We start from the raw sequence: 22,475 nt of genomic DNA on the forward strand, positions 1-22,475 counted from the left end.
TTCCGGACTACAAATAAAATCTTGTAGTCCGAGTTTTTATGTGTATACGAAAGCGTATATTTCCAAGATACGGATTTTTCCATCCTCTTCAATATATCCTGAAAGCAAGGGAAAATCTGTAATACCAACGCGCATACGAAAATATCACTATATTTGACAATACTAAAGATAACCTATGCACGCCTAATAAAACAAAGAATGCTCGTGCTATTGGCAAGAATTACAGAATCTTTTAATTCTCCCGCACGCCTCTTCCAATACTGAATCTGATACTGCATAGGAAATACGAAGATTTGGACCCAAACCAAAAGCGGATCCCTGAATCACAGCCACCCTTTCTTCTTCTAAAAGAGCATTCGAAACATCCAAATCTGTCTTCAATATTCTCCCGGCAGGAGATTTTTTCCCAATCAACCCACGACAAGAAGGATATAAATAAAACGCACCATCAGGAATCGTACAGCTCATACCCTCTACGTCCTTTAGCAAAGAAAAACATAGATCGCGACGGCGTTCAAACGCCTTGTTACTATAAGCAACAAAATCCTGCGAACCAGAAATTGCCTCCAAAGCCGCCCACTGCGCTATAGAACATGTTCCTGAAGTTTGTTGACCCTGTATAATGGACATAGCTTTTATTAAATTCGGAGCACCTGCAGCATAACCAATACGCCAACCAGTCATTGCGTATGCCTTAGAAACACCGTTCGTAATAAGGGTGCGGTCATATAAAGATGGCTCAACATTTACGATGCTTTTAAATTTACAACCACCATAAACCAAATGTTCATAAATATCATCCGAAATAATCGAGATATGAGGATATTTTATCAGAACATCAGCCAAAACCCTTAATTGATTCTCGGAATAAACCACACCGGAAGGATTAGACGGAGAATTGAGCATTAACCATTTCGTCTTTGGGGTAATCGCACGCTCAAGAATTTCTGGAGTAATTTGGAAATGATCTTCCTCTTCCGCATCAATAAAAACGGATTTACCCCCACAAATCGACACCATCTCTGGATATGAAACCCAATAAGGCCTGGGAATTAAAACTTCGTCTCCTGGATTAAGCGTAGCCATTAAAGCATTAAAAAGAACATTCTTTACACCAGTAGCCACTATGATCTGATCTAATCTGTAAGAAAGATTGTTTTCTCTCTTAAGCTTCTCAATTATCGCTTCCCGCAATTGCGGTATACCTGCTACAGGCGTATATTTTGTCTTTCCACACTCAATAGCACGGATAGCCGCGGACTTAATATTTTCTGGCGTATCAAAATCAGGTTCCCCCGCAGTAAGACTCAATACGTCAATACCTTGAGACCTTAAACCAGCAGCTCTTTGCGCAGCAGCAATAGTGGCAGAAGGATTAATACCATCAAGGATTCCAGAAATAAATGTCATATCAACCAGATCGCACCTTTCCATCATTCATCGTTGTCGTCACTATGGACACAACATCTGCCACCTATAAAACAATAAGGGGGGACGCCAACAACCAAAACGTTATCACCGTTGAAAAGTAATACAACTTCACATTCAATGATTATAAAAACCCTTTAAAAACAAAAACACCTGATAAAAAACACACTGACTAACCAGATCTTTTTTTTGAAAAACCGACGCCAAAGATATACTACCTTGCCAGAAACAAACTTTCCAGAAATGGATAAAGTTTGGAGCGGGTAGCGGGAATCGAACCCGCGTATTCAGCTTGGAAGGCTGCTGCTCTGCCACTGAGCTATACCCGCAAAAATGGTGGAGGGAGTTGGATTCGAACCAACGTAGGATAAACCAGCGGATTTACAGTCCGCCCCCTTTAACCCCTCGGGCATCCCTCCAGCTACATAAAAATCAAGAACCTTTCTTATTAAAGAAAGTTTACAATCCCATGTATGACTTTCAAGTATAAAACTGTCAACAAAAAGAAGTTAAAAATAGCCAAATTATTTTCCAAATTCGCTGTACATTTATAATAGAATGACGAAAACATATCCATACCTAAAAATATAGAAGATCTCTTGGTGCGCACTGACCCCCAAAAGGACAAAATAATCATGACACTTATTTCAAAAAAAACGACAAATAAAACATCCTCTCCCCAAGATTCTCACTATGCAAAACTCCGTAGAAACTATCGCGATAGGAACAAATCTACAAATGTTTTGGAGAAAAAAAAAGAATTGCAAAATTCCAAAAATCAACTTTCATCTCAGAAAGATCCTCTATTCTTATACGGCATTCATACTGTACGCAAAGCACTCAATAATCCAAAAAGAAAAATCTTTCAATTACTGGCAACGCGTAATGCCTTAACCCGCTTAAACTGGAAAGAAGACTCATCTCATCCTTTTCCCATCAAGATAGTTTCTCCAAAAGAAATAGATCGAATTGTTGGAAAAGAAACCACCCATCAAGGTGTCGCATTGGAAACACGCTCCTTATATTCCTCAGAACTGTCTGTAATTGAAAATTGTCAATTGTTGATCGTCCTTGATCAAGTTAATGACCCCCATAATATAGGTGCCATTATGCGCTCAGCTGTCGCCTTTGGTTGCGGTGGCATTATTACAACTCGACGATATAGCCCAAATGAATCAGCTGTCCTTGCTAAATCTGCCTCTGGTGCATTAGAACTCATTCCCTATATTCAAATTGGTAATTTAACCGATACTTTAAAACAAATTCATTTACTTGGGTTTCAAACCATAGGACTTGATTCAAAAAGCGATACTCCCCTTGAAAAAGCATTTCAAAACAACAAAATCGCCCTTGTTTTTGGCTCTGAAGGCAAGGGGCTTCGTCAAAAAACTCAAGAAACATTAAATACAATGGCTCGTCTTGATATGCCTGGCGCAATTAAATCTCTCAACGTATCAAATGCCGCAGCTATTGCACTCTATACCGTTCATACCCACTTAAAACGCACTCTGCTTTAAACACTGGGCTTAAAAAACTTTGTGGCATCTTAGATGAAAAGCGCATTCGCCAGAATAGTAAAATGGGCAAGTGCTTAATAAAACTTGAATCTCAGCATAGGCTTTGAAGACGATTTCTGTATTTTTCCTCTCACCATCATTGCATAGCAGAGAACTCTTTAAACCCCTTATTAAAAAAACCTTTCGTTTATATGCACTCTACAAATGGAACGAGCTATTATGAATCCTTGCAAAGAAAAAACAGCAATTTTTGCCCCGACTACAAACCTATCTTGTGACAGGGATTCAATATTCAATAAAAACTGTCACATATCCGCAATACTCTTGATCAAAGGACTATAATTCTTGCTCTTTCGAGTCATTCCATCCACCTAAATTTCCTAACGTAATAAATAACTTGAAAAGATTCTCCGCGAATTCTTCGCACATATCCACAGAACAAAAGATCAGATAAATGCATAAACATTTTTCATTGATCGAAAAAATTCTGATGCACACAATCATTGCTCTCTCCCAAAAAAGGTGATAGCATGAAGAATATTGTCCTTTATCAGAAGAAAATTAAAAGGATACAAATATAAATGCCAAAAGAGATCTCCGCCGAGAAGCATCGCCATGAAAACCCAAGCATATCCAAAACAACGTGAGGAAGAATCCATTGCAAGATATGTGGTGCAAGAGATAAGAGTATTCTGCAACATTTAAAATATTGAGATCCAGATTCCTTGTTCTGTTTTTGGGAGTGCAAAAAATTGAAACAAGAATATTATACTGATAGCCTCAAAAATATTTTTTTAAATCCTATCTATAATATATAGAGAGAGAAAAATTCTTGAAATTTCAGTATAACATCATGCGTAGATCGCACTTGGTAGAGGAAAGCCAAATGGATTTTGAAACCTTCTTTAAAGACCGGATTAATGACCTGCATGATGAGGGAAGATATCGTATTTTCACAGAATTGGGATATGGACATTATCGCTTTCCTTATGCCTCATACCATTCAAGCAAAGGCTCTAAAAAGGTTACCGTCTGGTGTTGTAATGACTATTTAGGCATGGGGAGAAACTCAAAAGTTGTAGAGTCTTTTAAAAACAACGTTGAAAATTATGGTGTCGGCGCTGGTGGCACCCGCAATATCGCAGGGACAAATCATTATCATGTTCTGCTTGAGAAAGAATTAGCAGATCTACACGGGAAAGATTCCGCTCTTATATTTAGTTCCGGCTATATCGCAAATTGGGCGACTATAAGCACCCTCTGTTCTCAAATTAAAGATATCGTATGTTTTTCAGATTCTCATAATCATGCTTCTATCATTGAAGGTATTCGTCATGCTCAATGTAAAAAGGTTATATGGAAACACAACGATCTCAATGATCTGGAGTCGAAGCTTGCTATCACTAGTCCGTCTACACCAAAAATAATTTTATTTGAATCGATCTACTCAATGGATGGCGATATTGCTCCCATCAAAGAAATTTGCGATCTTGCTGAGAAATATAACGCCATAACTTATGTGGATGAAGTACACGCTGTTGGTATATACGGAGCACGAGGAGCCGGCATATCCGAACGCGAAGGAATAATGGATAAAATAACGATTGTATCAGGAACTCTTGCAAAAGCATTTGGAGTATTTGGTGGATATATCGCAGCTTCTGCTAATTTATGTGATTTCATACGCTCTTTTTCTTCCGGCTTCATTTTTACAACCTCCTTACCATCAGCTGTTGCCAGCGCTGCTCTAACTTCAATCCAGCACCTGAAAGAACATGACTTTGAACGAAAACTCCTTCTAAAACGCGTAAAACAACTCCGTAATGCTCTTGATCAAAGGGCTATTCCTTATATATCCAAGAAAAGTCATATTATCCCAATCATGGTTGGAAACGCTAAAAAGTGCAAATGGATATCCGATATTTTATTGGAAGATTTTGGCATTTATGTACAACCGATCAACTATCCAACTGTTGCACGCAAAAAAGAACGACTGCGCATAACCCCAACCCCTCTACATACCAATGCTGATATAGAACATCTGGTTTTAGGACTAGAAAATCTCTGGTCGCGCTGTGCTCTCGCACGTTCCACGGACTAAGAAAGAATCTCTTTGGATATTTTGGCTCACAAAGGTACTGATGCCGTTGAGGAAAGGAGCCACTTAAGTGGCTTTTCCTTATCTATAAGTGGCGCAAGTGTCGTATATACGTATTTATGATAATCATTTAACCATTTTTTTTCTTCATAGGTAAGAAGATCAACGAGCACAAGACGCAAGTCTATCGGACAAAGAGTTAACGTCCTAAAACCAAGCATCAATTGATCTCCACAATCAATTCTTTCAGGATCTGTGACATACAGAATGTTTTCAATACGAATTCCAAAATCACCATATCTATAATAACCTGGCTCGTTCGAGAGAACCATCCCAGGAAGAAGAGATTGTTGATTTGTTCGAGAAATACCTTGAGGACCTTCATGAACTGGAAGGAAAGAACCAACACCATGGCCAACACCGTGAGCAAAATCGGAGCCTGCTTTCCACAAAGATAAACGTGCTATACTATCAAGATCACAGCCGCGTGTGTCTTGGGGGAATCTTGCAATTGAAATAGCAATCATTCCCTTTAATACCAGTGTAAAAAAATGCTTCTTTTCATCATTTACATCGCCTATGGCTATTGTTCTAGTAATATCCGTTGTTCCATTCACATACTGCGCACCCGAATCCAGAAGCAAAAGCTCTCCCTCTTGCAAAAATCGATTGCTCTCCATATCTACTCTATAGTGAATGATTGCAGCGTTTGCACCAGAAGCAGATATCGTATCAAAGGCAATATCTCGAAGAGGGTTTTTCATACGAAGTCCTAATTCTTCTCGATATTCCTCTAATTTTTTTACGACATCAATTTCAGTAATCTCTCCTGGATTTTGTGAATCAAGCCAAGAAAGAAAATAAACCATAGCGATGCCATCTTGTATATGTGCCGAAATCATTCCCTGAATTTCGGATGTATTTTTTACAGAACGCAATAAGCAGGAAGGATCGGAACCTTCAAAAACGTTTCCACCAGCTTGTTCAATGATTCTAAAAAGATGATAAGGTATCCATGCCGGATCAATAAGAATAGATTTGTTTTTACATGCTAAATCAGTTAATCGCGAGTCAATCATCTTTGCCTCTGAAAGCAACGCTATCCCCGACAAATACCCTTCTAATTCCTTATCAATTTTTCTCCTATCAAGAAAAATTTCAGCTTTACCATTTGCATATAAGATAGCACGTGCCAACGGATACGGTGCACGCGGAACATCAAATCCACGAATATTAAAAATCCACGCGACAGAAGCAGGATCACATATCACAACCGCTGCTACTTTCTTTTTATTGATTTCACTACAAATTTCCGCAAGCTTCTCTTCTGCAGGCTTCCCTGCGTAAGCTATATCCTGGATTTCAATCCCTCGCATTGAGGACATCGGACGCTCTTCCCATAAGGAATCAAGAGGATTACACGACAAACCAATTACAACACCTCCTATTTTACCCAGTGCCATTTCCAAAAGACGAACTGCAGAAGCCGAATGTAACCAAGGATCAATTCCTAGGCGGAGACCAGTTGGAGCATGATGTGCAATCCATGTATGTAGTGATTCAATGGCAATATTCTTTGTACTGAATACCTCCGTATCTACTTCTTGTTCTACTTGAGAAACATAACGCCCATCAACGAAGATAACAGCATTTTCTCTCAAGATAATTGCTATTCCAGCAGAACCTGTAAAACCTGTAATCCAAGCGAGTCTTTCGGAATCTTCAGAAAGAAATTCACCTCTATATTCATCAAAACGCGGCACAAGAAACGCATCTATTCCCAAATCATCAAATCGGGATCGTAATTTTTGCAACCTTTCCGACGCCTTTTGTGGAAATGATTTAAGCGCAAAAGATTGAAACATACTCTTCTCCAGAATTTATTTATAACAGATAATTAACTAAAATACATATAAAAATCAATGTCTTAATCGTCTATTTTTCTGGTTTTGGAGCATTGATTCTATAGTGTTTTATCTATACCCATCCCTAACCTTTTAACAGAAATTCTTCCTCCACTTCTCTTCGGATGTCCCCAATCTCTGTAGTCGCTTCTCTCCAGCCAATATCCATTTGCAAATTTCATGAAAAGCATACTCCCAGTCTTCTATATAGAAACATTTGCAAAGCGTACTAGAACGACACCTTCTAACACCCAGCTTAAAAATAAAATATATAATAGCTGGAATGGACTAAAAACTTTAAAATCCTCGAGTACATCTTATATTTTTAAAGAGATACGTATGATTAAGTCTGATAATATTGCAAATCACACCAAGGTTGATGAAACTATTATTCAAGGAAAGAATTCTTCTGATACCAACATTCTGGAAAGTTTCAATGTTTTGCCGAAAGAAATGCAGTCCTTGGATTTGCGTATTGATCTGAAAAATTCGCGTGCGACGAGTTCTTTGAAATAAGGAGAGATTCCAGATTTGACGAAAAGGCAAGAAAATATTTTTATATCGACAAATAGCAATGACTAGATATACAGAATGAATCAAGGGGAACGTAAATTTTTTTAATCCTCAGATAGGAGATAAAGACTTCGATTCTATTAGGAATTCAATTGTTTGTCCTGATATCTAATTGATGATAGAAAACAGTAAAACTGGCAAGGCTTTGGGCACTTGGCTTACGCACTTTGAAGAGTCTTGTATAAAATAGTTCATCTGCTCTTTTCACCGTGATCATTGTACTCATAAAGACATCTAAAACCTATATGGACATAACCGATAGTCCAAAACTTCCAAAGAATATTAATCGGCTTTTAAGCGCAAGCCTTCGAACTATTTTGCTGATATCCGTGAGGCAAGTGGAGATATCGCATTTTCCCTTGACTAATGATCGCGCTTGGAACATGAAAAAATCTCTCATGATGTCCAATATCCTTAAAGTCTATAAATATTGGCACCCCTATTCATAATCGTACAAATTACGTCATATTTTATATATTAGACCCGTTGAACTGTATTCCAGCAATAAATTATTAACCGATTTTCCCTATTCTCAGGGTCAAGAGAAAATTAACCTTAGTGATAAACATGAAACTTTCAAAAATTGATTCATACTGGAACAATCCAACCCACAAGAAAGTTGATCTAAGACTTTCTTCCCTACCATCATGGCACAAGGCATTTCTCCTAGCTCCAAATGTTCGATTCACACGCACTCCCGAAAACGGACTTAATCGCCATCACAATAATTCTCTCTTGCAAAATCCTAAAGCGATAAAAAACGATATTCTTGGAGGATATCCAAACGTACAATGGACAGAAGAAAACTTAAAATCCACCAGTTCTCTCGTTAATTTAAAAACCCAACTTATGATGAATTCCACTGAAGGAAATCAATCAAGCTCAAAAACCGAGTCGCATAAACTGCATGCAACAAAAGAAGACACAGCCAGTGTCAAGCGTATCTTGGAAAAAGTGACGATTCAATTCTCTTCAGAAAACACCAAATCAGCAAGCGAATCTTCTCCTCCCAGACGAGAATTTCTTTCAATTCCTGAAAAACTTTCTTGGTTATCAGATTTTGCCTTTTTTGAAGGATACACTACTCAAAATCCTCTTATTTCCTTCATTGAACAAAAATCTCGCGTATATACTACCCCACCAACATTACCCGAAAATCACTCAGGAAATCCGGAGTGTGTTACAGAAAAATTCCAAACAGCAAAAGCTCATAAAGAAGAAGAACCAGTCTCTCTTCGCATACCTACCATCTCCATCGTGAAAAATGATCAAAAAGTCATTTTGAAAAATTGCGCCTGTAAAAAGCCTATATCCTTTGAAAAAAAATCTGAGCATATGATCCATCAAACTGCACAAGAAACACAGGAAAGAGAGGAAAATTATGAGAAACCGCGACTTTCTTTTTTACGGGAAAAACAAAATACACACTTAAAAACCATCACTCCGGAATACTTGGAAAGAAGTGCTGAAATTTTAGAAAATGTTCTCGAAGACTTCGGCATTAAGGGTGAAATCATCGACGTAAATCCTGGTCCCGTAGTTACCCTTTATGTGTTTGAACCAGCTCCAGGGATCAAGTCTTCAAGAATCATAGGGTTGGCAGATGATATTGCACGTTCCATGTCATCTTTATCAGCACGCGTCGCCATAATCCCTAAACGCAACGCTATCGGTATAGAATTACCTAACGATATTCGAGAAACCGTTTATCTTCGTCAAATCATTGAATCGCAAAGATTTTCAAATTCAAAGGCAGAATTAGCTTTATGCTTGGGGAAAACAATTAGCGGAGAGCCTCTCATAGCTGATCTTGCCAAAATGCCACATATTCTCGTGGCAGGCACTACCGGATCCGGGAAATCTGTCACCATAAACACCATGATCATGTCTTTACTCTATCGTCTTCGTCCCGATGAATGTCGTATGATAATGGTAGATCCCAAGATGTTAGAACTTTCTATTTACGATGGAATTCCACATCTTCTAACCCCAGTCGTCACAGATCCTAAAAAAGCTATTATGTCCTTGAAGTGGGCAGTTCGTGAGATGGAAGAACGTTATCGCAAAATGTCACAACTCTCTGTACGAAATATCAAGGGATACAATGAACGTATCACCGCAATGAATGCAGAAAAGAATTCCTCCTCTCATAAAAGCGAGAAATCTCCGGAACATCGAAAAGACATAATTACGCCTATGCCCTATATTGTTATTGTCGTAGATGAAATGGCAGATTTGATGATGATTGCAGGAAAAGAAATCGAAGGAGAAATTCAACGTTTAGCACAAATGGCACGTGCAGCAGGTATTCATTTAATTATGGCAACACAGCGACCTTCCGTAGATGTTATTACTGGAACAATAAAGGCAAACTTGCCCACTCGTATTTCCTTTCAAGTGACTTCAAAAATTGATAGTCGAACAATCCTAGGAGAACATGGAGCTGAACAACTTCTTGGTCAAGGAGACATGCTTTATATGTCTGGAGGGGGACGTATTCAGCGCGTTCACGGACCTTTTATATCTGACCTGGAGATAGAAGAGGTTGTTCAACATCTCAAAGAACAAGGCAACCCTGAATATCTCAAGACTGTAATCGCCGATAATAGTGAAAAGGACAATTCGAATCCAAATGGGAGCTCCGAGGAGGCAAAGCCTCCTTGTAAACTCTACGAAAAAGCAGTTGAATTAGTAATAAGCAATAAAAAATGTTCAACTTCCTTTATCCAACGTCGTCTGCAGATCGGATACAATCGAGCTGCACTACTCGTTGAACGTATGGAACAAGAAAAAATTATTAGCACAGCGAACCACGTCGGAAAACGACATATTTTGTCTGATCATCTCAATCAATGTCATTAAAAGTTACAATACAAAAACGACAAAGGCATATGCATATAACAAACGAGAAAAAAGGTGAAATTCTCCATAAAATAACAAGGAAACGATAAATAAACTACGGAAATGAATAAAATGCTTGGGTTTATAGAGGCATTGTAGAATGGTTTTGTCTTTCTCTTGAAGAGAAGAAATTGCCCTTGCAATAAAGGTTATTTATCTTATCTGGATACACTTTTTGGATGTTAACTTAAATCACAAGCAATATCAAATTCTTAATAAACCCCTAACCCTGAATCCGATGTTGTGGATTTCCCTGCATCTTTTAGATTCCTATCCCGCACCTTTTAAGCCCTCTTTCTAACGATTCCATCCGTGAATCAGAAGCCTAAAATAAGCCCTATAACGTCTTGCGAAAAGAGGCTTATAACATCAAAAGGGTCAAAACGGAGGATCTCATAATATTTCAGCAAATAAATCTTGACTTAATTATTTAAGTCATGTTTTAAGATGCAATCTATAGTTTAGTTTTATATATCTATGATTGTGGTTTTTAAAATGAATGGGATACGCAATAGGGCTTTATGTAAAGCTAGAATAAATAAAAGAGATGAGTTTTATACTCGACTATGCGATATCGAAGATGAGTTACGGCATTACAGAGAGCATTTTGAAGATCAAGTCGTTTATTGTAATTGTGTGTATACACGTGAATTTAACGCTAAAAAACTAGCGTATAAAACTGCCAAAATGATAGCAGATCACACCTAAAAAGGTAAGACTAAGCGTTTTGTAAGTTATTGAAAATACTGAGTCCGATTTAGTCTTACTTTTGCGTAAGTTATTGATTATACGTCTTTATTCCATTCCTATACAGTTTATGCATGTATAAAATCTTGTACATACTTGAACGTTTCAAAATTACTCCACTGGCATGTCTGTACCATATTTAAAACCACAGAGATCCCAAGTTTTAGCCATATGTGAAGGCAACGGAGCTGTCATTTGCAACCTCCCTCCTTCAGGATAAGGAAAATCTATATAACGAGCATGTAAATGCAATTGATTTGGAATATTATTGAGAAAATTATCATCATGATCTTCGATATAATATTTTTTATCTCCTATAATCGGATGCCCCATCTGAAGAGCCTGCACACGTAACTGATGTGTGCGACCAGTATGAGGCTGCATTTCTAACCAACAAAACTGTTGTTCAAAAGTATCAATGACCTTATAGCAAGAAATCGCATGATTAGCACCGTCCTCGTTCTGCTCAACGACTTTTACGTAATCCCCTCCAGCTTGTCTGCTCTTCATTAACCAACTAGAAAGACGTCCTTCACTTTGTTTTGGAATTCCCTTGACCAAAGACCAATATACTTTGCGCACCCTACGCATTCGAAAAGATTCTGTAAGACTTTGGGCTGCTGCACGTGTACGAGCAACAATAAGTATTCCGGAAGTTTCCCGATCCAACCTATGAATAAGACGCGGTTTTTCCCCTTTGAGATTGGTCCATGATTCCAACATACCATCAATATGGCGAGTAATCCCTGAACCACCCTGAACAGGAATTCCTGGTGGCTTATTGAACACGTAAATCTTGCTATTTTCATAAAGCAAAATGCGCTTTAAAAATTCCGAACTATCCGAATAATTCTTGGACTGATCAAAACGACTTCCTTGCGTCGCAGACGTGGCGCAAATAACCGGGGGAATTCGTACTATTTGTCCGGGCTGAACACGATCATTCGACTTGATACGTCCTTTATCCAATCTTATCTGACCAGAACGCAATAATTTTTGAAGGTTACCAAAACTGATATGAGGATAATGAATCCTAAACCAACGATCAAAACGCATTCCTCCTTCATCACTATCGATTATTATATGCTGAACACATAACATAAAAAATATTTCCTTATTTCAAGCAATTCAACGTTTACATCCTACAAGAATACAACAAATACAAGCCTTTATCTTTAAGGAATAAACAGTTTATCATCTTATAATAGTATGGAGTATCCAGAAGAAGAAACATATCTATCCGTAAAAATTGTTTTGCATATCTTGGTCTATTTCACCTTACTGGATGTTTTTAAAAATTTCTTTTTGCATGAATAATTGTGTCTGAATCAGAACAAAAATCCTGCAAAATATAAGGATGCCAAAACATGCCTATTTACTGAATGGAATAAAAGGTTATACTTTCTACTATGTTTATACTTGCACATATGTCAGATATTCATCTCAGCTGTCCTCCAACTATCACCGAATTATCCATAAAACGACTAGTTGGATTAGCAAATTGGCATTTCAATAGAAAAAAACATTTTTCTCAAACGGCTGTTGATTTATTGGTCAATGACATCTCAACGCGCAACATTGATCATCTTTCCATAACAGGTGATATTGTTAATCTAGCAAATAACAGAGAGGTGTCCGCTGCTACGCATTGGCTCGAAAGCATTGGAAATCCTCACGATATCTCAATTATCCCTGGAAATCACGATGCTTATGCAAGCGGATCACAAATGAAGTCTCTGCATGCATGGCGCAACTATATTACAAGCGATATTCCGTGTACAGAAAAGAAATTATTCCCCTATTTACGCATACGCAATAATATTGCTTTAATTGGCTGCTCTACCGCGATAATGACTCCACCTTTCACCGCTAATGGCTACTTTGGACCAAAACAAGCTGAGGATACGGCGAAAATTTTGCGAAAAGCCAATAAGGACGGCATCTTTCGAGTCGTTATGATGCATCATCCACCTGTTTTAAACACAACTTCCATATACAATCGCATGTTTGGTATCCAACGCTTTAAAGACATGATCTTGTGTGAAGGAGCAGAACTAATACTACACGGACATACACATCTCAATAGCCTTCATTGGATTCAAAGCCCAGGAGGACGGACACCTGTTGTGGGCATCGCATCAGCTTCTCATAGAATAAAAACTAAAAAACCTCAAGCTTCTTATAATCTTTTCTATATTGCAAGGCATGGCGATTATTGGAATCTAAGAGGCGCACGATATACCCTTTCACCAGATTCTACACATGTCCACGAAGAATGTTCCAATATCTTTCCCAACGAAATTTTTTTTAAAAGTCAATTTCCGCTTTCTTCATTTCCCGACAATACAAGATTATCATCTGAATCATGATTTGAAGATATTCCAAAAAACGCTCCTCATAACTTATAAAAAAGCTCTTTATAATAGAATCAAAGTATTCGCATTCTCTCGCAAAAACTACTACATTGCTCATTCTATTAAATTTTCTATTGCACCTTATGAATCCAAAATTAAAATTTAAGACATGAATCCTATCACCGTTTGAGTAGCGCCAAAGAAAAATATCTTTCATATCTCACGTGATCTAAATCAATATACCCGATATTCCATTGCGTCCCTTACCAAGAAAATCCGAATCAACCTATTTTAAATATATTATTGAGCCGTGTTGCAAAAATTGATTATATTTCCTTGATGCCAAAAAATCACAGGCACTTGCATAGATTCTTTGTTTATGAGAATATTTTAATATTATCGTTGACCTCTTTGCAATATGACCTTTAAGAAAAATGCTATGAAGGCTACATCCGACAGTTCCTTGGCTGTCAAGATTTCATTGTTATCTGATAATTATGCATCTGGAAGGATGGATAAATGGCTCACTCTTAATTTAAATGGGAAATTTTCACGATCGCACGTAAAAATGCTCATTGCAAACGGTTCAGTTTGTGTCAATGGCGTGGTTTCCTCTGATCCAGCTCGCAAGGTTCTTCCTGGTGAAAACTTCTTTATCTCTGTCCCAGAGCTACAGCCATCCAATATAGATCGCGCAGATATACCTCTTGATATCTTATATGAAGATAATGATATAATTGTTGTTAATAAACAGTCAGGTCTCGTAGTTCATCCTGCCCCTGGAAACTGGCATGGCACTCTCGTTAATGCACTCCTACATCACTGCGGCGATAACCTCTCAGGTATCAATGGGATAAAACGTCCCGGTATCGTGCATCGATTAGATAAGGATACAACGGGTATCATCGTTGTTGCCAAAAACGATATTGTACACCAAAAACTTTCTGAACAGTTTGCCGATCACGGACTAACCATGGGATTAAAACGCTTCTATTACGCAATGGTTTGGGGAAAACCATCTCCGGATTCCGGAACAATTAATGCCCCGCTGGGACGTTGCAAATCAAATCGATTGCGTCGCGCAGTTAAAAGAGAAGACAGCAAAGATGCGGATAGAGCAATAACCCATTATCAAACAATTGAAAGCTATACCATCAATTCTAATTGCTCAATATCACTCTTGAAATGTTGTTTAGAAACAGGTAGAACGCATCAGATTCGTGTTCATATGGCCTATAAAGGACATCCTCTCGTTGGTGATCCCCTTTATGGAAAAGGATTTAAGACTAAAGAAAATCTTCTCGATTCCGCCGTAAAAAATGTAGTTTCTGGCCTTTCGCGGCAGGCATTACATGCCTATTTTTTATCATTTAACCATCCCCTTCAAAATAAACGCATGAACTTTGAAACTCCCATTCCCGAAGATATATTAACTGTAATTAAAGAATTGCGAAAAAAATAAGTTTTTTTTAAGTGTTACCAATATTCAAATATAAACGGAATATTGATATATTGACGCAGGTATCGTATCCTCAAAACGAGGTATAGTTTTAGATTTCAGAAGTTGATAATCAAAGCAAAAATTACTCAATGAAAAGGCAAAAGAAAAACCCATGAATCGTAGAATAATGCCAATAATAGCAGGCAATGAAGCTGGTCTCGGTCGCTATATTCACGAAACAAAAAAAATTCCTATGTTGGAAAAACAGGAAGAATACATGCTTGCTAAAAGATATCGTGAGCATAATGATTTAAGTGCTGCCCATAAGTTAGTGACGAGTCATCTAAAACTGGTCGTAAAAATCGCAATGGGATATCGTGGCTATGGATTGCCTATTGGAGAAGTCATATCCGAAGGTAATATAGGCTTGATGCAAGCAGTTAAAAAATTCGATCCGGAACGTGGTTTTCGCCTGGCTACATATGCTATATGGTGGATTAAAGCCTCAATGCAAGAATATATCTTGCGTTCATGGTCATTGGTCAAAATCGGCACTACAGCAAACCAAAAGCGTCTTTTCTTTAACTTGCGTCGTCTAAAAACTCATATTCAAGCCGTAAACGATGTAAATTTAAATCAAAAACAAGTCGTGGAACTAGCTCATAAGCTAAACGTTTCAGAGTCAGAAGTAATATCTATGAACTGTCGTTTGTCTGGAGATGAATCCTTAAATAAACTTATACAATCATCAGAAAACGATTCTAGTCAGTGGCAAGATTGGCTTATAGATGACCATGATAGCCAAGAGAAAATTCTTATAGAAAAAGAAGAACTACGAAATCGTCGCAACATGTTGACGCGTTCCATGTCTGTATTAAATAATCGCGAGAGACGCATCTTCGAAGCACGGCGGTTGCACGAAAATCCTATAACTTTAGAAGATTTGTCTGCTGAATTTGATGTTAGCCGCGAGCGCGTACGCCAAATAGAAGTACGTGCTTTTGAAAAAGTGCAAGAAGAAATGCAAAAGCAAACGCAGGGATTATCCCAGAATATTCGCACCACTAAATCGGATATTATCCAGAAGAAACATCCTATAAACAAGAAAATCTTTTAGTTTTTAAAACTGAATAAAAACCCTTAATATGACAGGGATTCTTGAACGACATCTTTTCGCATAAAAGCGACTTCAGGAGAATACAATAAACACGAAAAAACGTATTGGAAACCCTTATCAATCCAATATTCCCAGGAAACTTCGAATTTCCAAGTACCCTTTCGATGTTGGCAAAATTAATGTCAATGATAGCATATATCTAGCGTGCACGCTGTATAATTCGCTCACGACTGCTTAATAATATTGCAGAAACCTTAACAAAAAATCCTCACAAATCAAACATCCTAGCAATTCCAAAAATAGCGAGAAAAAAGAAATCTATATCAGCTTAAAGACGTATTATACGAGTCTTTTTACGGTTGATTTTTCCATTCTTGGATAACTGTTTTAAAAATTTCTGTGCCAATCTGACCCTTATCAAGAGTCAATACTGCTTTTCTACCATTCTGATAAGTAATTGGAATCTCTATCCACTGGTATTCTTCTAAAATATTCAAATTTCTGTAAGGATTATCCGGAAGATGCTTCAATGAAATCCGATAAACATCGTTGGATATCCTGAAAATATTAGATTCCAAAAGAATACGTGGCTCTTTTTCTGTTTTTTTCATAGATATTTGTTGTAGATCTGCAATACCTCTTCCTTGCAATCCTTTTGGAAAAGAAAAGACTATTTCCATTAAATGAGTTGAAGATAAAGCTATATCAGGATTACGCTTTAAAGTAAGCGACATCAAAAATTCATTTTCTGGAACAGATATATCTCCTCTGATTACCGATCCTTTTGATCCCTTTTTCTCTTCTTTTTGTAGTGACCAAGATACTTTCCCTAAAATAATAAAAGGATCTTCATTCCCTTTTTTAGCAAAACTTCTACCTTTTTCATCAATTGTATTTTTCCCTTCTGACTTTGTGCTTTTCAATACATTTACACTATCTATTCCATAGCTTCTTGGAACACTTTTAAGTAAAAATTTAGTTTTATCTGATGAAGAATTTTCAGAAAAAGGGCGAGAATCCATGTCAATTTCAGAGCCATCTGCCAATAATCTTCGAGTAATTTTTCCCTGAACAGCACGAACAGAACCTGGCATCTTCTTTTTTCCAACAATCTCATTCTTTGCTGTCTTGATTAAAATCCCAGCAACACTTCCTTGATCATACCAAAATAAATAAATCGTTCCTATAAAAATCCCTAAAAATACTGATGAAACTACAGCATATCTCAAAATATGACGCTCATATAACAAAGGCCATGACATTAAAATAATACGTATTGCATCCAAAAAGATTTTTTTTGCTAGAAAAAATATTGATATAGATAAAGAAGCGATTTCTTTAATCTTAGATAGCTTCAAATTATCCAAACCACTTCCAATCGATCCAGAAGGAAGAATCAAGTTGTCTTGTCTACGCTGCGATTTTGCAGAAGCAGAAGAACTTAAAATACTTCTAAGATCCTGGGAAAGATATCTTGAAGAAATGCTCAATTTTGATTTTTTTCTTTCCTGAAGAGATGGAACAACTGCTTCTTTTTGACTGCTGTGAATACTCTTACCATCTGGATTTTTAACAATCGGAGAATCAGTCATTAACCGAGACGTATGGAGAAAAGAATTCCTATTCCTGACATCAATAATACTATTCTCAGAGAGAGCACGCTTGCTCTCCTGTTTTACTGTCCGAATTGTCTTCTGTTGTTGCCTCTCAACTTGCAGAATCGCCTTCTCTAATTTACTAAATTGACGATTTAAAATCTCCTCAGGAGGACGTGGTTTCATAGATTCCAGCTGTCGAACAACCGCACTACGAGCACGTTCATATATCTGAGAACGCATATCGGGCGTATTCTCAGGCAAACTATCTACAGCCCGTCGAATTACTGATACAAGATTTACCATTGATCACATTTCTATTGTCTCCAATTTTTAAAATTGGAGGTAAATTTATGCGAAAAAACGCTCCTAATCTTCAAATGGATCAGACAAACAAATAGTATTATTCCTTCCCGGTCCAACGGATAGAAGAGCCACCCGGACACCCACTATCTCTTCTATTTTTCGTATGTAATCGATCGCTTGCCTAGGAAGATCAGACCATCTCTGTACTGCAGAAGTATGCTTCTTCCAACCTTCTAATACCACATAAACAGGCTCAATACGAGCCTGTTTATCAAAAGAATATGGCAAATATTCTACTTCACGACCATCAACTCGATATCCTACACAAATTTTTAATTCATCAAGCCCATCAAGAACATCAAGCTTAGTCAAGGCTATGCCTTTAACACCATTGATAATAACCGATCGACGCACCGAAACCAAGTCTAACCAACCACAACGACGTTGACGGCTAGTAACTGTCCCAATTTCTTTGCCTGCTTCTCGTAAAAAAATACCAATCTCATCATTTAATTCAGTAGGAAAAGGTCCTTCACCAACACGCGTTGCATAAGCTTTAACAATACCAAAAACATATCCTAAAGAACTAGGACCCATTCCAGAGCCAATCGAAGCTTGCGCTGATACCGTATTTGAAGAGGTAACAAAAGGATAAGTTCCATGATCAACATCCAATAGAGAACCTTGAGCACCTTCAAAAAGAATGCGAGATCCTTTACGAGATTCACGATCAAGAAGCAACCATATGACATCCATAAAAGGAAGAATTTTTTCTTTCACAGATATTAATTCTTTCATGATTGTGTCACAATGGACTGCTTGTGCACCAAAAGCATGCCTCAATGCATTATGGTGTATTAACAATCGCTCAACTTTTTCTGAAAGACTTTCCATATCAGCGAGATCCATCATGCGAATAGCTCTTCGACCAACTTTATCTTCATAAGCTGGGCCAATACCCCTTTGAGTCGTACCAATCTTGATGCCCGAATAAGAAAGAGAATCTTCCTGTAATACATCCAATTCTCGGTGGACAGAAAGTATTAATGTTGCATTATTGGCAATACGGAGATTCTTGGGTGTAACACATACTCCTTGACGTTCTAAATTTTCAATTTCAGTGATCAAAGTATACGGATCAACTACAACACCACCGCCTATGACGGATATTTTTTCAGGACGCATCACACCTGAAGGAAGTATCGACAGTTTATAGACCACACCACCAATGTCTAGAGTATGTCCAGCGTTATGTCCGCCCTGAAACCTGACTATGACATCAGCATTTTCTGCAAGCCAATCAACAACTTTTCCCTTCCCTTCATCACCCCATTGCAAGCCGACTATCACTACATTTGCCATTAAGAATCTCTCGCTTCCTTTACATTATCCAATAAAATAATCCCCCACTAAATATGTCTACTCACAACTCTTTCAAGAGTGATAAAAAATCATACTCAATAAAAAATCGCAAATTACCCATCATATAAAACACACACACAACCCATATTCAACCAAAACTCTCTCTCAAAATATCACCTGAATCTCTTCAAGAGAATACTTAGCAAAGGGCATAGATACAATGGATTTTTCATAAAGACACATAAACTGTATTGTGAATTTAACAAAAATTATTTAAGTAGGAGACTGGACTTTTAAAACAGTCTATGACATTAGAGACTTACTACGTTTACAAGGTATTATGTGAATTTTTTTCTTTTGTAAAAATGCTATTAAAAAATTAAGCGGGTGTGGCGGAAATGGTAGACGCGACGGACTCAAAATTCGTTTCTGGTAACAGAGTGTCGGTTCGATTCCGACCACCCGCACCACTGCCAGATTACATAAAAGCCTCCAATGAACGTTCTCAAAAAGGGAATTTCCCTGTTCCTATAAATCCTTATACAGGTATTCAGTTTTTAATTTTTTAATGTTAGAATGCAAACCTAGAAAATAATGCATGTCGGGCTACAAAGGAAAACATATCCCTAACTCCACAACAGGAACCTTTGTATCCCTGAAATAACATTAATAGCTTTTTTTCTTCTCAATAAGCATAAAAAATACCAGGCATGAAAGATATTTAAAAGCTCATCTATGCCCTTCTGTTTCTTCTCATCTCTCTTTTTTGAATCTTCATTATAGGCATCTATGCGATCAACCTAGTAGACAATTCTTCAAATTCTTTTCGTATAACTGCCTTTTCTGGTTTAGAAACCAATCGCATATTCCTGCATTTACTTGATAGTATGCCCGTAGGCAGAATAGATATTATATCTCTCTCCCTAGTTCCAATAAAAAAGGCAAGGGTGATAATTATAAAAGTTATAATATGAATGACTTCGGATTTATGCTGAAATCCACCTTAGAAAACTCAGTTTTAAAACATCTTGTTCATTCTTCTAGACGTCATCACCCTCATAGAAGAATCCTTCGTAGATAAAAATCTGATTATACCAAATGTTCAAACCAAAATTTTAAGGGATTAGTCTTTCTATTTTATTATTCAGATATCAAATCATAAATCATTTGCAATAGTATTTTACATTGTACAAATATAATACTAGCTATAAAATCGTACGTAAACGAGATAAATCTACTAAAAAATTTTCAAGTTGAGATCTTTGACAGGGCTCATGGTTACCACCATCAAGATCATGCTGAATTTCCTCAATCCTTTTATTCAATGTGTCGACGCATCCTTCTCCCATTGAGAAAATAGTCTCAGATAAAACCGTACAACGAAAAGGCGTAATATCTGAAACCCCTTCAAACACAACGTAGCGACGAAGATCTCCACAGGGAAGCTCAATCGTAATAATACCAGGTTTTACAGTCGTCAAAAGGGAAGAATGACCGATAAGAACTGTTATATCGCCAGAAACAGCTGGTAATATAACAGACCTAACCACTTCCAAAAAAACACATTTTTCTGGAGAAACTAATTCAAAATAAAAATCACTCACTGTAGACATTGCATGTTATAACCATAAAATCTTAGTTTATATAAAAACAATCTGAAAAACCAATGAGAACACTAAAGAGACAACGACTCTGCTTTTTTAACAGCCTCTTCTATTGAACCAACCATATAGAAAGCAGGCTCTGGCAAATGATCATAATCACCATTTACCAATCCCTTAAAACCCTTAATCGTATCTTCCAAAGGAACAAACTTGCCTGGAGATCCCGTAAAAACCTCGGCAACATGAAATGGCTGTGACATAAAACGTTCAATCTTACGTGCACGAGAAACCACCAACTTATCTTCTTCAGAAAGCTCATCTATTCCAAGAATTGCAATGATATCTTGCAGAGATTTATATTTCTGCAAGATCTCCTGTACCATATGAGATACGTTGTAATGCTCTTCACCAACAACTTCCGGACTTAAAATCACTGAACTCGAATCTAAAGGATCAATGGCGGGATAAATTCCCTTTTCTGAAATTTTTCGTGACAAGACAGTCGTGGCATCAAGATGAGAAAAAGATGTGGAGGGAGCAGGATCTGTCAAATCATCCGCAGGGACATATACAGCCTGCACAGAAGTAATGGAACCTGTCAAAGTCGTTGTGATACGCTCTTGAAGCTCCCCCATCTCCGTAGCAAGAGTGGATTGATACCCCACCGCTGAAGGTATCCTCCCCAAAGAAACCGAGATCTCCGCATTAGCTTGGGTGAATCGAAAAATATTATCCACAAAAAATAGAACGTCTTGACCCTGATCTCGAAAATGCTCAGCAACTGTCAAACCTGTCAAAGCGACACGGGCACGAGCACCTGGAGGTTCATTCATCTGACCATAAACCAAAGAACATTTTGAACCCTTAGCCGAACCATTGTTCTTACTTGGATCAATATTAACTTTTGAATCGATCATCTCATAATACAAGTCATTTCCCTCACGAGTACGTTCACCAACACCGGAAAACACCGAATAACCACCATGAGCCTTTGCAACATTATTGATTAATTCCATAATTAAAACAGTCTTACCAACACCTGCGCCACCAAAAAGCCCTATTTTTCCACCTTTTTGGTACGGAGAAATCAAATCAATAACTTTAATTCCCGTCGTGAGAATATTGGAAACTGGTGATTGTTCAACATAGGAGGGGGCTGACTGATGAATTGCACGTTTTTCAGAAGAAACGATCGGACCCTGCTCATCAACAGGCTCTCCTATGACATTCATGATACGTCCCAATGTCTCCTCTCCCACAGGGACAACAATCTGCGTTCCAATATCAATAACAACCTCACCTCGAACTAAACCTTCCGTTCTACCCATGGCAATACATCGAACTGTTCTTTCGCCTAAATGTTGAACAACTTCCAGTACGACACGAGATTCACCATTCTTGGTTTCAAGGGAACCAAAAATTTCCGGCAAAGAGTCCGCAAATACAACATCTACAACAGCACCCATAACTTGCCGTATCGTACCAAAATTCCTAGTCTCCGCCTTAGTGGACATGAGCGCGTTTCCTT

Annotated in this window: 16 protein-coding genes and 3 tRNA genes; 9 read left to right on the plus strand and 10 right to left on the minus strand. The window is 37.7% G+C overall.

Annotated elements, in window-relative coordinates; genetic code table 11:
• Positions 1-207: 207 nt before the first annotated feature.
• The 3 genes from H0G72_RS00750 to H0G72_RS00760 all read right to left on the minus strand — a co-directional run bounded on the left by H0G72_RS00750 (position 208) and on the right by H0G72_RS00760 (position 1,847).
• A complete protein-coding gene (locus H0G72_RS00750) occupies positions 208-1,410 on the minus strand; it encodes a pyridoxal phosphate-dependent aminotransferase (protein WP_182016717.1) in 1,203 nt (400 codons plus the stop codon).
• Between the two features lie 273 nt (positions 1,411-1,683).
• Positions 1,684-1,757 (minus strand) — tRNA-Gly (locus tag H0G72_RS00755).
• Between the two features lie 5 nt (positions 1,758-1,762).
• Positions 1,763-1,847, minus strand: a tRNA-Tyr gene (locus H0G72_RS00760).
• A gap of 225 nt (positions 1,848-2,072) precedes the next feature.
• Between H0G72_RS00760 and H0G72_RS00765 the strand changes: the two genes are divergently transcribed.
• Complete coding sequence (locus H0G72_RS00765) at positions 2,073-2,945, plus strand: TrmH family RNA methyltransferase (protein ID WP_409049301.1); 873 nt, start codon at positions 2,073-2,075, stop codon at positions 2,943-2,945.
• 886 nt (positions 2,946-3,831) lie between these two features.
• The gene (hemA, locus tag H0G72_RS00770; RefSeq protein ID WP_182016644.1) at positions 3,832-5,046 is read left to right on the plus strand and encodes a 5-aminolevulinate synthase; all 1,215 of its coding nucleotides are present in this window, start codon (positions 3,832-3,834) and stop codon (positions 5,044-5,046) included.
• A 26-nt stretch (positions 5,047-5,072) separates the two neighbouring features.
• On the opposite strand, the gene H0G72_RS00775 is transcribed toward hemA, so the two are convergent.
• Together H0G72_RS00775 and H0G72_RS06190 are read right to left on the minus strand one after the other, a co-directional pair.
• Positions 5,073-6,908, minus strand: a complete 1,836-nt coding sequence (locus H0G72_RS00775; RefSeq protein WP_182016646.1) for an aminopeptidase P family protein — start codon at positions 6,906-6,908, stop codon at positions 5,073-5,075.
• 98 nt (positions 6,909-7,006) lie between these two features.
• On the minus strand, positions 7,007-7,129 hold the full coding sequence (locus tag H0G72_RS06190) for a hypothetical protein (protein ID WP_259345075.1): 123 nt from the start codon (positions 7,127-7,129) through the stop codon (positions 7,007-7,009).
• A gap of 157 nt (positions 7,130-7,286) precedes the next feature.
• Between H0G72_RS06190 and H0G72_RS00780 the strand changes: the two genes are divergently transcribed.
• The 3 genes from H0G72_RS00780 (at position 7,287) to H0G72_RS00790 (ending at position 11,129) form a co-directional block, all read left to right on the plus strand.
• Positions 7,287-7,463: a hypothetical protein gene (locus H0G72_RS00780; protein WP_182016648.1), complete on the plus strand. Its 177-nt coding sequence runs from the start codon at positions 7,287-7,289 to the stop codon at positions 7,461-7,463.
• 624 nt (positions 7,464-8,087) lie between these two features.
• Positions 8,088-10,382, plus strand: coding sequence for a DNA translocase FtsK (locus tag H0G72_RS00785; RefSeq protein ID WP_182016650.1), 2,295 nt, complete (start codon positions 8,088-8,090; stop codon positions 10,380-10,382).
• Between the two features lie 534 nt (positions 10,383-10,916).
• Complete coding sequence (locus tag H0G72_RS00790) at positions 10,917-11,129, plus strand: adenine-specific methyltransferase EcoRI family protein (RefSeq protein ID WP_182016652.1); 213 nt, start codon at positions 10,917-10,919, stop codon at positions 11,127-11,129.
• A 150-nt stretch (positions 11,130-11,279) separates the two neighbouring features.
• Here the strand turns inward: H0G72_RS00790 and H0G72_RS00795 are convergent, their stop codons facing one another.
• The gene (locus tag H0G72_RS00795) at positions 11,280-12,269 is read right to left on the minus strand and encodes an RluA family pseudouridine synthase (RefSeq protein WP_182016654.1); all 990 of its coding nucleotides are present in this window, start codon (positions 12,267-12,269) and stop codon (positions 11,280-11,282) included.
• A gap of 308 nt (positions 12,270-12,577) precedes the next feature.
• Between H0G72_RS00795 and H0G72_RS00800 the strand changes: the two genes are divergently transcribed.
• The 3 genes from H0G72_RS00800 to rpoH all read left to right on the plus strand — a co-directional run bounded on the left by H0G72_RS00800 (position 12,578) and on the right by rpoH (position 16,080).
• Positions 12,578-13,537: a metallophosphoesterase family protein gene (locus H0G72_RS00800; RefSeq protein WP_182016656.1), complete on the plus strand. Its 960-nt coding sequence runs from the start codon at positions 12,578-12,580 to the stop codon at positions 13,535-13,537.
• A 424-nt stretch (positions 13,538-13,961) separates the two neighbouring features.
• A complete protein-coding gene (locus H0G72_RS00805) occupies positions 13,962-14,984 on the plus strand; it encodes an RluA family pseudouridine synthase (RefSeq protein ID WP_182016658.1) in 1,023 nt (340 codons plus the stop codon).
• 151 nt (positions 14,985-15,135) lie between these two features.
• Positions 15,136-16,080, plus strand: coding sequence for an RNA polymerase sigma factor RpoH (gene rpoH, locus H0G72_RS00810; RefSeq protein ID WP_182016660.1), 945 nt, complete (start codon positions 15,136-15,138; stop codon positions 16,078-16,080).
• A 353-nt stretch (positions 16,081-16,433) separates the two neighbouring features.
• On the opposite strand, the gene H0G72_RS06390 is transcribed toward rpoH, so the two are convergent.
• Both H0G72_RS06390 and H0G72_RS00820 read right to left on the minus strand, forming a co-directional pair.
• Positions 16,434-17,981, minus strand: coding sequence for a hypothetical protein (locus tag H0G72_RS06390; protein WP_182016662.1), 1,548 nt, complete (start codon positions 17,979-17,981; stop codon positions 16,434-16,436).
• Between the two features lie 63 nt (positions 17,982-18,044).
• Positions 18,045-19,343: an adenylosuccinate synthase gene (locus tag H0G72_RS00820; protein ID WP_182016664.1), complete on the minus strand. Its 1,299-nt coding sequence runs from the start codon at positions 19,341-19,343 to the stop codon at positions 18,045-18,047.
• Between the two features lie 383 nt (positions 19,344-19,726).
• Here H0G72_RS00820 and H0G72_RS00825 point away from each other — a divergent pair.
• A tRNA-Leu gene (locus tag H0G72_RS00825) sits at positions 19,727-19,813 on the plus strand.
• A 735-nt stretch (positions 19,814-20,548) separates the two neighbouring features.
• Here H0G72_RS00825 and atpC read toward each other — a convergent pair.
• Entirely contained in the window at positions 20,549-20,956 is a 408-nt protein-coding gene (gene atpC, locus H0G72_RS00830; RefSeq protein ID WP_182016666.1) for an ATP synthase F1 subunit epsilon, read from the minus strand.
• Positions 20,957-21,018: 62 nt separating this feature from the next.
• Positions 21,019-22,461, minus strand: coding sequence for a F0F1 ATP synthase subunit beta (gene atpD / locus H0G72_RS00835; protein WP_182016668.1), 1,443 nt, complete (start codon positions 22,459-22,461; stop codon positions 21,019-21,021).
• Positions 22,462-22,475 lie beyond the last annotated feature (14 nt).

Origin of the sequence: Candidatus Liberibacter sp. (assembly GCF_014048425.1) — a bacterium.
Classification (GTDB): Bacteria; Pseudomonadota; Alphaproteobacteria; order Rhizobiales; family Rhizobiaceae; genus Liberibacter.

Excerpts from the sequence above, each read along its gene's own strand:
- H0G72_RS00790 (WP_182016652.1), top strand. The coding sequence starts at position 10,917 with ATGAATGGGATACGCAATAGGGCTTTATGTAAAGCTAGAATAAATAAA.
- atpD (WP_182016668.1), bottom strand. The coding sequence starts at position 22,461 with ATGTCCACTAAGGCGGAGACTAGGAATTTTGGTACGATACGGCAAGTT.
- H0G72_RS00785 (WP_182016650.1), top strand. The coding sequence starts at position 8,088 with ATGAAACTTTCAAAAATTGATTCATACTGGAACAATCCAACCCACAAG.
- H0G72_RS00775 (WP_182016646.1), bottom strand. The coding sequence starts at position 6,908 with ATGTTTCAATCTTTTGCGCTTAAATCATTTCCACAAAAGGCGTCGGAA.
- H0G72_RS06190 (WP_259345075.1), bottom strand. The coding sequence starts at position 7,129 with ATGAAATTTGCAAATGGATATTGGCTGGAGAGAAGCGACTACAGAGAT.
- rpoH (WP_182016660.1), top strand. The coding sequence starts at position 15,136 with ATGAATCGTAGAATAATGCCAATAATAGCAGGCAATGAAGCTGGTCTC.
- hemA (WP_182016644.1), top strand. The coding sequence starts at position 3,832 with ATGGATTTTGAAACCTTCTTTAAAGACCGGATTAATGACCTGCATGAT.
- atpC (WP_182016666.1), bottom strand. The coding sequence starts at position 20,956 with ATGTCTACAGTGAGTGATTTTTATTTTGAATTAGTTTCTCCAGAAAAA.
- H0G72_RS00820 (WP_182016664.1), bottom strand. The coding sequence starts at position 19,343 with ATGGCAAATGTAGTGATAGTCGGCTTGCAATGGGGTGATGAAGGGAAG.
- H0G72_RS00750 (WP_182016717.1), bottom strand. The coding sequence starts at position 1,410 with ATGACATTTATTTCTGGAATCCTTGATGGTATTAATCCTTCTGCCACT.
- H0G72_RS06390 (WP_182016662.1), bottom strand. The coding sequence starts at position 17,981 with ATGGTAAATCTTGTATCAGTAATTCGACGGGCTGTAGATAGTTTGCCT.
- H0G72_RS00780 (WP_182016648.1), top strand. The coding sequence starts at position 7,287 with ATGATTAAGTCTGATAATATTGCAAATCACACCAAGGTTGATGAAACT.
- H0G72_RS00800 (WP_182016656.1), top strand. The coding sequence starts at position 12,578 with ATGTTTATACTTGCACATATGTCAGATATTCATCTCAGCTGTCCTCCA.
- H0G72_RS00805 (WP_182016658.1), top strand. The coding sequence starts at position 13,962 with ATGAAGGCTACATCCGACAGTTCCTTGGCTGTCAAGATTTCATTGTTA.
- H0G72_RS00795 (WP_182016654.1), bottom strand. The coding sequence starts at position 12,269 with ATGTTATGTGTTCAGCATATAATAATCGATAGTGATGAAGGAGGAATG.